This window comes from Methylophaga sp. (genome assembly GCF_965655755.1).
Taxonomy (GTDB): domain Bacteria; phylum Pseudomonadota; class Gammaproteobacteria; order Nitrosococcales; family Methylophagaceae; genus Methylophaga.
Window position 1 is genome coordinate 16787 of the sequence record NZ_CBFHHW010000006.1, and the last position, 13341, is coordinate 30127.

Sequence of the window (13341 nt, forward strand, 5' to 3'; positions counted from 1 at the left end):
CACCGGGCTTTTTATTATAGGGCTTCAGGAATCGTTTGACCTGCCGGTGACACGGGTGTGATCACCGGGCTGCTGGCATCATCGTGATGAAGCAGTACGTCCAGGTAACGGCGAATATTTTGCACATAGCGCACCGGCTCACTTCCTCGAGCATAACCATATCGTGTTTGCGAGAACCATTTCTTTTTAGATAACAAGGGCAATGTTTCACGTACATCGCTCCATGAATTGGGGTTTTTGCCTAAAGTCTGCGTCAAAACGCGCGCATCTTCCAAATGGCCGAGCCCCACATTATAGGCAGCCAACGCAAACCAGATACGGTCTGGTGGTTTAATACCATCAGGCAGTCTTGAATACATTTCGGCCAGATAAGCTGCGCCGGCAAAGATACTTTGTTCGGGATCCTCTCGGTCTGTCACATCCATTTCCCGGGCTGTTGCTTGGGTAAGCATCATTAAACCCCGGACCCCAGTACTAGATACAGCATCACGATTCCAGTGGGATTCCTGGTAAGACATAGCGGCTAACAAATGCCAATCAAATTGGTGTTGTTCACCGGCTTGCTGAAACATGTCCTTATACAACGGCAGATGTGTCTGAATTCGACGGTGGATGGCTCGGGTGTCGACATAATCAAAACGGCGGATATGGCCGTAGTATTTTTCAATTAATTTGTCGAGTTCTCCTGAAGCTTCCAGATCTTCAAAAAATGCCATTAATTCATGATAAAGACTATCATCTTCTGCAATCGGTAATGCCCAGGCCAGCGCTTGAGGCTCTGAAATATCGAATGCAACCCGTAATTCCGGAAATAGGCTTTGATTAGCCGACATTTCATTGGAATCAATGATGGTGTAGTCAATTAACTCGAGTTGTACCAACTCCAGCAGGCCACTATTATCGAGTTCATCATTTTCCCGCCAATACAGATCAGGGAATTCTTCTTGTAAGGTCTGTAATTGTTCAACATGACTGCTATCGGCAACGACTTCCAATTGTCCGTCAACGACTTCAGTAATATCGCCTGGCTTTGGATTGCCATTTTTGTAGACAAGTTGTTGAGTGACTTCATGGTAGACAGGCCCGAAACGGATATGATTTTTACGTTGCTCAGTTACTGTGAGGCCTGCAGCTGCAATATCAGCCTGACCTTGCTCAATGAGTCTGAGCATATCGCCCAGATTATCGGGCACGATGATTTTTAATGTAACGTCAAGTCTGTCAGCAAACTTCTGAGCCAGTTCATACTCAAAACCGGCTATCGTGTCACCTTTAATGTAATAACTGGTTAAGCCATAACGACTCAGTACGCGGAGTTCACCGCGATCCTGGATTTCATCCAGATGCGGCTGTGCTTCTCCGCAAGCGGTCAACATGCACAGTGTTAGCAAAAAAATCGTGATTGTTTTCAAAGATATTCCTCGGTAAGAAAACGCATGAATTATCTCCTTATATCGACCTCATTGCACCCGTCAGAGTTTTTTATCTGACAAATATATCTGTTTTCATTGGAAAAATTCATAAATGCATTATAATTCACACTTTTTTTATGTGGATATATTGCCGATGAATGCGCCTGAATTATTGCTTCCAGCCGGCAGCCTGGAGCATATGCGTTATGCCTATGCTTTTGGTGCTGATGCCGTCTATGCCGGGCAGCCACGTTACAGTCTGCGAGTCAGAAACAATGACTTTCATAAACTGGCGGTGATGGCACAGGGTATCAATGAAGCACACAAGTTGAATAAGAAATTCTTTGTCGCCAGTAACCTGATGCCACATAACGCCAAGCTCAAGACCTATATTGCAGATATGGAACCGGTGATTGAAATGGGCCCGGATGCATTGATTATGGCTGATCCCGGCCTGATCATGATGGTACGTGAGCGCTGGCCGGAAATGCCGGTGCATTTATCGGTGCAGGCGAATACCGTTAATTACCAGGCAGTGAAGTTCTGGAAGTCGCTGGGGCTGAGCCGGGTGATCCTGTCACGGGAATTGTCACTGGATGAGATTGAAGAAATCCGTCAACAGTGTCCGGAAATGGAACTGGAAGTGTTTGTACACGGAGCACTCTGTATCGCTTATTCAGGCCGCTGCCTTTTGTCCGGTTATTTCAATCACCGGGATCCCAATCAAGGCACCTGTACTAACGCTTGTCGCTGGGAATACAAAACCCACAGCAGTAATGGCAATGATGATGCGCCGCAAAAAATAGACTTTCAGGCTTTTGATGAGATCAATCAGAGTGGTCTGTCTGACTGTGGTGGTCAACAGCGGCATCCTTTGGCTGACCAGGTTTACCTGATAGAAGAAAAAAATCGCCCCGGTGAAATGATGCCAATATTCGAGGATGAACATGGCACCTATATTATGAACTCGAAAGATCTGCGAGCCGTGCAACATATCGAGCGGCTGGTGAAAATTGGCATTGACTCGCTCAAAATCGAGGGCCGGACCAAGTCCCTCTATTATGTTGCCCGAACGGCGCAGATATACCGTCAGGCGATTAATGATGCAATGGCAGGTAAAGCCTTCGACCCTACCCTGATTAGCAAGTTGGATAATCTCGCTAATCGCGGCTATACCGATGGTTTTTACCAGCGGCATCCAACACAGGAACAGCAGAATTACCTGCATGGTTATTCCAGCAGTGAGCGTCAGCAGTATGTGGGTGAGATGACTGCGGTTGATAAAGACAGGCAGCTGCTGAAAGTGAACGTTAAAAATCGCTTTGCTATCGGTGACCGTCTCGAGTTGATTACGCCCTCAGGCAATCGGAAATTTGTACTGGAGCAGCTCTTGGACAAGAAATTAGAGTCTGTTGATATCGCGCCGGGAAGTGGTCATGAGGTCTATATTCCTTTTCAGGGGCAGCCACCCGAGCGGGCGATAGTCTCTAAATATCTCTAGCGGCGAGCACGGAAGAACCGCCGCAGCATGTCGCTGCTTTGCTCAGCTAATAGGCCTGATTCACATTGCACACGGTGATTGAGATTGGGGAGGTTGAACACATCGACACAGCTGCCGGCGGCACCGGTTTTAGGTTCTTTGGATGCGAATATGAGTCGGTTTATACGAGCATGGACCAGCCCGCCAGCGCACATTACGCAAGGTTCCAGAGTAATGTACATGTCAGCACCGGGAATGCGGTAGTTCTGCATACGCTCACAGGCCTGACGTAAGGCGATAATCTCGGCATGTGCCGTTGCATCGCTACTTAAAATCGGCTGGTTCCACCCTTCACCAATAATTTCATTATCAAGCACGATCACAGCGCCTACCGGTACTTCACCCTGTTTTTCTGCAAATGCTGCCAGTTCCAGAGCACGTTGCATCCACTTTGCATCATCCGACATTAATATGCCTCTTAATCAGATTAAGTAGACGGTTACTGGCGCCTTTGCTGTGTTCAATGAGATTTTTACCGGCTTCACCCATTGCAGCTCTTTTTTGTGGATGACTCAGAAGATCAATCACAGCCTCAGCTAATGTTTCACTGCTATCAATTTGAATTGCGGCTTTCGCTTGAATAAATTGCTGACTTATTTCGTTAAAATTAAAATAGTGAGGGCCAATTAAAACGGCTCTGCCTAGTTCTGCAGGTTCCAGCAGGTTATGTCCGCCACTCGGTACTAGGCTTCCACCCACAAATGCAACATCACTGCTACCGTAAAATAAAGGCAGTTCGCCCATGGTATCGACAACCAGAACCTGAATGGCTTTGGTACACATGCCATTTTCACTGCGACGTAAAATTTTGAAGCCCGCACGTTGACTTAGGGCTGCGACGCGATCGAAACGTTCGGGATGTCTTGGCACAATAATTAAGAGCAGATCTGGAAACTCAGCACGAATTCGACGGGACGCATTGAGAATAATTTCATCCTCACCCTCATGCGTACTGGCAGCAATGAAAACAGGCCGGTTGCCCCAAAGCGAACGCATGGCCTCTGCCTGTTCATTAATGCTGGCCGCTAAAGATATTTCAAACTTTAAATTACCTACTGCATGGACTCTGGTCTTATCTGCACCAAGGTTAATCAGTCGTTGGCGGTCATCCTGAGATTGCGCGGCAATCAAGCTGAAGTGCTGTAGCATCTGTTTACACAGCTTTGCGATGCGTTGATAGCCTGCCGCAGACCGGGCTGATAGACGGGCATTTGCCAGTACTAAAGGAATATTCAGTTTAGCGCTGTGGTGGATAAGGTTTGGCCACAACTCGGTTTCCATAATGATGCCCACAGAGGGGTTGGCTGTTTTCAGGAAACGTCTCACGGCAAATGGAAGATCGTACGGCAGGTAGCAATGTAGAACGTCATCACCATACAACTTGCGTACACGCGCACTGCCTGTGGGTGTCATTGTGGTGATCAGGATCTGATGATCGGAATAATTTTCACGAAGGGAGCTGACTAATGGCCGGGCGGCTTCGACTTCACCAACAGACACCGCATGTAACCATATAACGGGTTTATCGGATGAAGGTGCGGGTGTGATACCAAAGCGTTCATCCCAACGTTTGAAATAAGCTGAAGCACGGCTACCCCGCCAGATCAGACGCAGCAAAATTAATGGAATCACCAGAACAAAAACGATGCTGTAAAGAACTCTCAAAGCAGACTCATTTATAAGCGTAAATTGAGCAGGAATGATAGCATAGGCGCATCATTGAATACTGAATCCACCTGAATGAAAATTTTCCAGAAACCGTTTTTACATCCCCGCTATTGGCTAAGTTGGTTTGGCTTACTGCTGATGCGTTTGTCTGTGTATTTACCTGGCAAAGTTCAGTTAGCGATTGGTATGTCATTGGGTGCTTTATTACGTCCTTTTATGAAATCCCGGGCGAAAATTGCACGGCGTAACCTGCAATTATGTTTTCCAGAATTAACCGATGAAGAGCGTGAAAAATTACTGAATGACTCGCTTCGCACCATGGGGATGATGATGATTGAAACCGCGATGAGCTGGTGGGCAAGTGATCGTAACCTGTCAAAGCGGGTACGCTATGAAGGCTTGGAACATCTGGAGCAGGCGAAAGCCGAAGGAAAAGGTGTGATTTTACTCACCGGGCACTTCACCAGTATGGAGTTGGGAGGGCGTCTAATTATGTTAAAAACGCCTGCTTATGTCATGTTCAGGCACCTTAAAAATAAACTTTTCAATGCGGTGATGGTGCGCTCACGCACGTTTCATAGTGAAGGCATCGTTATGCGGGAAGATCCGCGTGCTATGTTACGTGCATTAAAAAAGAATAAAGTGGTTTGGTATGCACCTGATCAGGATTTTGGTAAAAGAACCAGTGTCTTTGCCAGATTTTTTGGTGTGCCGGCAGCCACCATTCCAGCAACAGCGCGGATGGTTAAAATGACCGGGGCAAGGATTGTCCCCTTCGTGCCTAGACGCGAGTCAGATGGAAGTTACACGGTCACTATCGGCAAAGCCTGGGAAGGATACCCAAGCGGAGATGAGTTAGCTGATGCGCAACGCATCAATGACTGGCTGGAACAGGAAATAAGGAAAACCCCGGAACAATATCTATGGGTTCATCGCCGTTTCAAAACGCAACCAAACGGCAAGAAAGGCTCCATGTACAAAAACCTTTAAATCCCGCTATAGGTCGAAACTGTATGTGAGAATGATCGACTCCGAGCCCGGGTTGTCATCTCCTAAATCGGCATTAGACATATGGTATACGCCCAAAGCCAATCGACTAACGTCAGTCAGCCTGTATGCAAGGTCTAGCCCTGTGCGAAACTCAAGTCCGTGTCCCAGATCCAGTCCCGCGCCATCTTCATAACCGACAACAGAAAAATGAGGTGTCAGAACCCATTTTGTGTTTATTGCATAATCGTAACGGACTCCGGCGGTTGCCCAATAACTGCCATCATTATTGATTGCTACGCCTAGGGTAGGTCTCAGGTTAAATAGTGACTCAAGCGGAGCAAAACGGTACTCGATGCCGAGCTCGGCAGCACTCTCATCGCTGTCAAAAGCCTCAAAGGCTCCTGCAGAAAACGCGAAAGAATGGCTGTCATCAGCATAGACCAGTGGAGATAGGGCAAAAGATAAAAAGCCCATTGCGAGTAAATTTCTCATTTGCAATTCCATGCACAAAATGTGAGATAACTTTTTATAGCATGAAAATTAAAAATCAAACAAGTGCAGCGCAAAAAAAAGGCCATCCGTAGATAGCCTTTTTTAATGACTGCAAAGCAGGTGTCGACAATTAACGTTTTGAGAATTGTGGACGTTTGCGCGCTTTGTGAAGACCGATTTTCTTACGTTCAACAGCACGAGCATCACGCGTGATAAAGCCTGCTTTACGTAGTTCTGTTTTCAGTTCGCTATCGTATTCAACCAATGCGCGGCTGATTCCGTGACGAATCGCACCGGCCTGACCATTGTTTCCACCACCGCGAACAGTGATTTTCAGGTCAAATTTTTCAAGCATGTCGACCAGCTCTAAAGGCTGACGAACAACCATGCGTGAGGTTTCACGACCGAAATAGTCTTCCAGTGTACGTGTATTAATTGAGATGTCACCGCTACCCGGTTTAATGAAAACACGAGCGGTAGAGCTTTTGCGACGACCTGTTGCGTAGTATGAATCTGCCATAACAATATCCGATTAGATTTCCAGCGCTTTAGGCTGTTGAGCTGTATGAGGGTGTTGTTCGCCAGCGTAAACTTTCAACTTGCTGAACATAGAACGACCTAATGGGTTCTTAGGAAGCATACCTTTAACAGCAGACTGGATAACACGCTCAGGTGCTTTAGCAAGTTGCTTTTCCAGTGAGATAGATTTAATACCACCGATGTGACCAGTGTGGTGATAATAAGTCTTGTCTCTCATTTTGTTGCCAGATACACGCAGTTTCTCTGCATTAATCACAACGATGTAATCACCGGTGTCAACGTGAGGCGTGTAAATAGCTTTATGTTTACCACGCAGGCGACGCGCGATTTCAGTTGCCATACGGCCCAGAGTTTTGCCGTTAGCATCAATTACGAACCAGTCACGACGAACTTCTGCTGGTTTTGCACTTATGGTTTTCATCCGCGAGTTGCTCCTGATAATTACGCAGGCGGTCCAAATAAAGAGGAAGAATAGTACGCATAGAATGCGCGACTGTCAACAATAACTTAGATAAACAGCCATAGTAAAAGTCCACCTAATATCAGGCGATAAATAACAAATGGCATCATGCCAATTCGATCCAGCATTTTCAAAAACAGAAATATGCACAGATAAGCACTGATACCGGAAAACAGAGCACCAGAAATTAGCGATACCCAGTCAATGTGAGAGGAGGATTGTACGAGTTCAATCGTCTTAAGTCCACCTGCTAATAAAATTACAGGTATTGAAAGTAGAAAAGAGAAGCGTGCAGCGGCCTCGCGAGTCAGGCCCATCATTAAGCCGGCGGTGATCGTGATGCCCGAGCGCGAAGTGCCGGGAATCAGAGCGATGGCCTGTGCAACACCTATAAATAAAACGTCATGCCACTGAAGGCTTTGCTCAGTTCGTGTTCTCTTACCCTGCCAGTCTGCATAACCGAGTAGTAAACCAAACAGGAGGGTGGTTGTGGCAATGACCAGCGGGCTGCGCAAAGCGGTTTCTATCCAGTCACCTAATAGCAAGCCAGCTATACCCACCGGAATGGTGCCGAATAAAACAGCCCAGGCAAGGCGACTCTCGCCGATACTTTGCCTTGTTGCTAAAGATTTAAACCAGTCAGCAGAAATTTTCTTCAAGGTATGACGAAAATAAAATATTACCGCGGTTAGCGTGCCCACATGCACGGCAACATCAAAAGCAAGGCCCTGATCCTGCCAGTTTGCAATAATAGGCAACAGGATCAGGTGGGCAGAGCTTGATATTGGAAGAAACTCAGTAAGTCCCTGAAGCAGGGCTAAAGCAAGAATCTGAATAAAGTCCATAAGTCGCCGCTGTGTTTTTAAGAAAGTTTTCCATAATAGGGTAGATGCCCAATGCCCGCCACTTTATAACCATCGGATGAGCATTTTTGAGTAAACATGATAGCTAAACTCAGAAGGAGGGGAGAATAAAAATAGCAGAATTTAGGTATAATCAGACCACAAGGCGAGAATGCCTCGCTCATCAAAATAATTCACCGAGTAAAGAAAATGTCTGACGCGAACACTGGCGCCATCATCAATCAATTAGAGTCAATAGTTGGTTCAAAATACACTTTAATCGATACGGCCAAGAAACAACCTTATACACAGGGATATCGTTTTGGTTCAGGTGAAGCATTAGCTGTCGTAAAACCGGCTACGTTAATCGAAATATGGCGTGTATTGACTCTCTGTGTAAATCACGACCTGGCTATTATCATGCAAGCGGCTAATACCGGGTTAACGGGTGGTTCAACGCCATACGGTAATGATTATGACCGTGATATGGTCATAATCAACACCATGCGGCTTGATGATATACAGCTTCTTGATAACGCAAAGCAAATCATAGGCTTTCCAGGAAGCACGTTATTTGGCTTAGAAGAGACGCTGGCACCTTATGGTCGTGAACCGCATTCTGTGATCGGTTCTTCTTGTATTGGTGCGTCAATCGTCGGTGGTGTTTGTAATAACTCTGGTGGTGCCCTAGTGCAGCGTGGTCCAGCCTATACAGAGCTAGCTCTGTATGCGGAAGTAAATGCTGATGGAGAGCTGAAGTTAATCAATAACCTGGGAATAGAACTTGGTTCCTCGCCAGAGCAAATCCTGTCCAATCTTGAAAACAAAAACTATAGCCAGGCAGATATTCAACACACGGATAAATTAGCCTCTGATCAGGATTATCATCAGCGAGTGAGGGAGGTTGATGCCGACACACCTGCGAGATTTAATAATGATGGCCGACGACTTCATGAGGCTTCTGGTTGCGCTGGCAAATTAGCTGTCTTTGCGGTTCGACTGGATACTTATCCTATAGAGAACGAGCAAGTGTTTTACATTGGTAGCAACGATGCTTCTGTTTTTGAAAAAATACGCCGAGACATGTTGTCAACATTCACAAATTTACCTGTCTCGGGCGAGTATCTACATCGGGACTGTTACGCAGTCAGCAAAAAATACGGTAAAGATACGTTTTTAGTCATCGAAAAACTGGGATCAAAATACATTCCTATGATGTTTAACATCAAAAGGACTGTAGACAGGTTTGCCGACAAACTGACTTTCTTGCCAAGCAAAATCTCTGATCGCATTATGCAAGGCCTTAGCTACCTATGGCCCAATCATTTGCCGAAACGCATGGAGCAGTATCACAAGCAATATCAGCACCACTGGATTGTAGAGATGAGTGGTGAAGGTATTGAAGAGGCGAGAGCTTATTTAGAGCAATTTTTTGCTTCAAACGAGGGCAGTTATTTCGAATGTACCCAGGATGAGGGAAAAAAAGCGATATTGCATCGGTTCGTCGCCGGGGGCGCTATCGGGCGTTACCATATTATGAAACGCAAAGATGTTGGTCCGATGATGACGGTCGATGTGGCTCTTCGACGCAATGAAGAGACGTGGTTTGAGGAGTTGCCGCCAGAAATCGATAGTTTAATTGATGCTAAATTTTACTATGGCCATTTATTTTGTCATGTCATGCATCAGAATTATGTACTCAAGAAAGGTGTTGATGCTAAGCAGCTAAAACAAAAAATATTGACTTCGTTTGATGCGCGAGGGGCTGAGTATCCTGCAGAACATAATGTGGGTCATGAATATTCTGCTAAACCGGTACTGAAATCATTCTATAGAGCATTGGATCCTACCAACACTTTTAATCCAGGTATTGGTAAAACCAGTAAACTAAGAAATTGGTCTGAAAAATAAAAAAGGCCTGTTTGCTAACACAAACAGGCCTCTCTCTTGTCAATGCCGCAAACGTTAATATAAAACGCGTAAGCGAATGGTTCCTTCAACACTGTGAAGATTCTCGAAGGCGAGTTTAGTGTCCAATTTATTAACGTCCAGCATTAAATAACCAATCTCATCTCGCGTCATCATGCTTTGACCAACAATATTGATATTGTGCTTGGCAAATAACTGATTCACATGCGAGAGAACGCCCGGTTGATTATGATGGATATGCAGGATGCGGTGTGTATCAGGTTGCTGTTGCATAGCAATTTCAGGGAAGTTGACAGCAGATACAGTGCTACCGTAATTCGCATATTGTATAAATTTCTCAGCGACTTCGAGACCGATATTTATTTGAGCTTCAACAGTTGAACCACCGATATGGGGTGTCAATATCACATTTGGATGGCCTCTTAGGGGCGAATCTAAGGGTTCCTCATTGGATTTAGGTTCAGACGGAAATACGTCAATCGCTGCTCCTGCTAACTTCTTCGTCTCAATGGCTTCAGCCAGATCGTCGATATCGACACAAGAACCGCGGGCCGCATTAATGAAAATTGCCCCCTCTTTCATTTGTTCAAACTGTGCTTTTTTCATCATGTTCTTGGTTGAATCAACTTCTGGAACATGAAGCGTTACCACGTCCGATTGTCTTAATAACTCATGCATTGTGCCGACTTGGTTGGCGTTACCCAGAGGCAGTTTAGTAACGACATCATAATAAATAACATTCATACCAAGGCTTTCAGCCAATACCGAAAGTTGTGAGCCAATACTACCGTAACCGACGATTCCCAACGTTTTACCACGCGCTTCATTAGAAGCTTTGGCTGATTTAGGCCAACTGCCGTTGTGAACAGCATGATTTTTTTCGGGAATACCACGTAAAAGTAGAATTAACTGTCCGATGACTAACTCTGCTACAGAGCGTGTATTGGAGTACGGCGCATTGAAAACAGGAATGCCTTTAATTTTTGCCGTGTGCAGGTCAACTTGGTTGGTACCGATACAAAAGCAGCCTATCGCCGCCAATCTATCCGCTGCGTCCAGCACTTTTTTTGTCAGCTGGGTACGCGACCGAACACCAATAAAGCGAACGCCTTTGATTTTTTCGATAAGTGACTCTTCATCAAGGGCATGGGTAATGTATTCGATATTTGTATAGCCTGCATTTTCAAGCGTGGTCACTGCGTTTTGGTGAACACCTTCGAGTAAAAGAAAGCGTGCATCAGACTTTTCGTTTGGTTGTAATTCCATTTGTGTCTATCTGTTTTGGGTAAAAGGGGAGTTTTGCAAAGCGGAGATAATATCATATCTTCTTATTATCAAACGCATTTATAAGTGTTTATTGCTTGAGCGTTAGCGGCTGCCCGGCATAAACAACACCGGACCAACCTGATTTTATAAATTGACGAATATTTTGGTGATCCTGCCCGTTTGGGTTTGCCAGCACATCATCGCGGTAGAATTTTCCGAAGCAGGCTAATGTCTGCTGAGGACTTAAGTCATTCAGTTGGCCAAAGGCCAGAATTTTGCATGAACCGTTGTTCTGGCCCGCCTCATTATCACAATTACCATTGCTAAATGCAGTGGGTGCGAAGTCATAATGGGCATCAATAACCGCCATAGTGTCATCAAATTCGATGGTCTCTGGTGCACTGGATAATTGTGTCAAAAAGTCCTGCAATTGCATGTGTTCTCCGTTTATTTGTAGAAATGTGTAAAGGAATCGACTGCTTCGCGCGCTGTCCGGTAATGGTTCACTGGGGCGGAAGTGTCTTCGTAACCCAGCGCCATACCGCATAACAAAATGGCGTCATCAGAAATGTTCAAAGCAGGTTTGATAATGTTTGGATACTCCGCTAAGGCAGCCTGAGGGCAGGTCGCAAGACCGGCATCAGTTGCAGCGAGCATTAACGATTGCAGAAACATACCGAAGTCCATAAACGAGCCCGTTTGCATCACACCCTCCATCCAGAACAGCATCATCACCGGCGCATCAAAGGCACGATAGTTAGCTGCCCATTGGGCTTTTTGTGCGGGTCTGTCTTTGCGTTCAATGCCCAGACTTTGATAAAGCTGCAAGCCACATGCTCGGCGGCGACTCAGATAGGGCTCCTGCCAGGCAGTCGGATAATACTCGTAGTCCGGTGTGTCCGTTTCACCCTTCTCAAAAGCGGTGACAATTTGCTGTGTCAGATTTGTTTTATGCTCACCTGATAACACGGCCACTTGCCAGGGTTGTGTATTGGCGCCGGATGGTGCATGCCGAGCGATATCCAGTAATTGCACTACCTGGTCGGAAGTCACGTTTTTATCCAGAAACCGCCTAACGGAATGGCGCTGTATAATAGTCTCACTGACATTCATTTAATTATATTCTCTGATTCTTTAATTCGAGAAATAAACCATAACAGGATCAAACAGATCCCGACCAACATCAGCTGTAACCCGATTCGTCCCCATAGAACACTGATGGAAATGCCGAAAGTGATGAGGATCAGCAGATAGACCTTTTTTTTCACACTAGGCCGGATTGAGTGATTTTTTTCCCACTGCTTAAGTGGTGGACCAAACCACTTATGCCGGAGCAGCATAGCGTGAAAACGGGGAGAGTTTTCGGCAAAACAAGCTAATGCCAGTATTAAAAAAGGCGTTGTAGGTAATAACGGTAACACCATGCCGATCGCACCCAATGCAATGAAGACCCAGCCCAGACTGATAAACGCATACTGTTTGATTTTTTTTTGCATCGTTAACGGGGGGTAATCATCCTGAATTCATCTACACGGGAGCTGCATGGCGAATCAATGGTTTTTGAAGCATTAAGCCCGGGACATAAACTTAGCGGTTGCGGTATTAATTTTGATCTTTTCACCATTTTCAATATATTCCGGTACCTGCACTTCGAGACCTGTTGATAATGTAGCAGGTTTAGTTCGGGCTGCGGCAGTTGCGCCTTTAATGGCTGGTGAGGTTTCGATAATCTCTAAGTTAACCGATGCAGGCAGTTCAATAGCAATAAGTTGCTGCTCCAAAAGAACGGCAACAAGATTATCCAGTCCTTCGCTGATGAAGCCTAATTCATCTTTAATATCGCCTCCATCAATGACATACTGTTCGAAAGTTTCATTATCCATGAATACATAAGTCTCACCGTCCTGATAAGAAAATTGAATTAGTTTTCTCTCACAGTCGGCCTCTTTCAGAAAATCTTCGCCTTTGAATGATTCATCGCGTTTTTGTTTGTTCTTGAGATGATTGAAGCGGACCTTATATAACGTCGCTGCACCGCGAGATGATGGGTTGCGAATTTCGATATCTCTGACAATGTAGGGTTCATTGACCATTTCAACGACCATTCCGCGTTTTAGTTCGCTTGCTTTCGGCATTTTATGTGCTCTGCAGATAAAATTGCGCATTATACCCAACCTGAAAGTGGTTTAACTGTGCTTGTGG

At 45.5% G+C, this 13341-nt stretch carries 15 protein-coding genes; 3 read left to right on the forward strand and 12 right to left on the reverse strand.

Annotated elements, in window-relative coordinates:
- Positions 1 to 14: 14 nt before the first annotated feature.
- Positions 15 to 1412 (reverse strand): membrane-bound lytic murein transglycosylase MltF, encoded by a 1398-nt coding sequence (gene mltF / locus ACTF5U_RS03500; protein ID WP_438970253.1) that lies wholly within the window; start codon positions 1410 to 1412, stop codon positions 15 to 17.
- Between the two features lie 154 nt (positions 1413 to 1566).
- On the opposite strand from mltF, the gene trhP reads away from it, so the two are divergent.
- Positions 1567 to 2913: a prephenate-dependent tRNA uridine(34) hydroxylase TrhP gene (trhP, locus tag ACTF5U_RS03505; RefSeq protein WP_438970333.1), complete on the forward strand. Its 1347-nt coding sequence runs from the start codon at positions 1567 to 1569 to the stop codon at positions 2911 to 2913.
- Here the strand turns inward: trhP and tadA are convergent.
- On the reverse strand, positions 2910 to 3359 hold the full coding sequence (gene tadA, locus ACTF5U_RS03510; RefSeq protein ID WP_438970254.1) for a tRNA adenosine(34) deaminase TadA: 450 nt from the start codon (positions 3357 to 3359) through the stop codon (positions 2910 to 2912). The two genes, trhP and tadA, sit on opposite strands and share 4 nt — an antisense overlap.
- The gene (waaA, locus tag ACTF5U_RS03515; protein WP_438970255.1) at positions 3349 to 4617 is read right to left on the reverse strand and encodes a lipid IV(A) 3-deoxy-D-manno-octulosonic acid transferase; all 1269 of its coding nucleotides are present in this window, start codon (positions 4615 to 4617) and stop codon (positions 3349 to 3351) included. The genes tadA and waaA overlap by 11 nt, the downstream gene beginning before the upstream one ends.
- A gap of 75 nt (positions 4618 to 4692) precedes the next feature.
- On the opposite strand from waaA, the gene lpxL reads away from it, so the two are divergent.
- Positions 4693 to 5610: an LpxL/LpxP family Kdo(2)-lipid IV(A) lauroyl/palmitoleoyl acyltransferase gene (gene lpxL / locus ACTF5U_RS03520; protein WP_438970256.1), complete on the forward strand. Its 918-nt coding sequence runs from the start codon at positions 4693 to 4695 to the stop codon at positions 5608 to 5610.
- Between the two features lie 6 nt (positions 5611 to 5616).
- Here the strand turns inward: lpxL and ACTF5U_RS03525 are convergent, their stop codons facing one another.
- The 4 genes from ACTF5U_RS03525 to ACTF5U_RS03540 form a co-directional block, all read right to left on the reverse strand.
- Entirely contained in the window at positions 5617 to 6102 is a 486-nt protein-coding gene (locus tag ACTF5U_RS03525; protein WP_438970257.1) for an acyloxyacyl hydrolase, read from the reverse strand.
- 130 nt (positions 6103 to 6232) lie between these two features.
- Positions 6233 to 6622: a 30S ribosomal protein S9 gene (gene rpsI, locus ACTF5U_RS03530; RefSeq protein ID WP_438970258.1), complete on the reverse strand. Its 390-nt coding sequence runs from the start codon at positions 6620 to 6622 to the stop codon at positions 6233 to 6235.
- A gap of 12 nt (positions 6623 to 6634) precedes the next feature.
- Positions 6635 to 7063 (reverse strand): 50S ribosomal protein L13, encoded by a 429-nt coding sequence (rplM, locus tag ACTF5U_RS03535; RefSeq protein WP_438970259.1) that lies wholly within the window; start codon positions 7061 to 7063, stop codon positions 6635 to 6637.
- An 86-nt stretch (positions 7064 to 7149) separates the two neighbouring features.
- Positions 7150 to 7947, reverse strand: a complete 798-nt coding sequence (locus tag ACTF5U_RS03540) for an undecaprenyl-diphosphate phosphatase (RefSeq protein ID WP_438970260.1) — start codon at positions 7945 to 7947, stop codon at positions 7150 to 7152.
- Between the two features lie 207 nt (positions 7948 to 8154).
- Between ACTF5U_RS03540 and dld the strand changes: the two genes are divergently transcribed.
- Entirely contained in the window at positions 8155 to 9855 is a 1701-nt protein-coding gene (gene dld / locus ACTF5U_RS03545; RefSeq protein WP_438970261.1) for a D-lactate dehydrogenase, read from the forward strand.
- 54 nt (positions 9856 to 9909) lie between these two features.
- Here the strand turns inward: dld and serA are convergent, their stop codons facing one another.
- The 5 genes from serA to efpL form a co-directional block, all read right to left on the reverse strand.
- The gene (gene serA, locus ACTF5U_RS03550) at positions 9910 to 11139 is read right to left on the reverse strand and encodes a phosphoglycerate dehydrogenase (RefSeq protein ID WP_438970262.1); all 1230 of its coding nucleotides are present in this window, start codon (positions 11137 to 11139) and stop codon (positions 9910 to 9912) included.
- Positions 11140 to 11227: 88 nt separating this feature from the next.
- The gene (locus ACTF5U_RS03555; RefSeq protein ID WP_438970263.1) at positions 11228 to 11575 is read right to left on the reverse strand and encodes a HopJ type III effector protein; all 348 of its coding nucleotides are present in this window, start codon (positions 11573 to 11575) and stop codon (positions 11228 to 11230) included.
- Positions 11576 to 11586: 11 nt separating this feature from the next.
- Positions 11587 to 12252 (reverse strand): nitroreductase, encoded by a 666-nt coding sequence (locus ACTF5U_RS03560; RefSeq protein WP_438970264.1) that lies wholly within the window; start codon positions 12250 to 12252, stop codon positions 11587 to 11589.
- The gene (locus ACTF5U_RS03565) at positions 12249 to 12635 is read right to left on the reverse strand and encodes a YbaN family protein (RefSeq protein ID WP_438970265.1); all 387 of its coding nucleotides are present in this window, start codon (positions 12633 to 12635) and stop codon (positions 12249 to 12251) included. The genes ACTF5U_RS03560 and ACTF5U_RS03565 overlap by 4 nt, the downstream gene beginning before the upstream one ends.
- A 72-nt stretch (positions 12636 to 12707) precedes the next feature.
- A complete protein-coding gene (gene efpL / locus ACTF5U_RS03570; protein WP_438970266.1) occupies positions 12708 to 13274 on the reverse strand; it encodes an elongation factor P-like protein EfpL in 567 nt (188 codons plus the stop codon).
- Positions 13275 to 13341 lie beyond the last annotated feature (67 nt).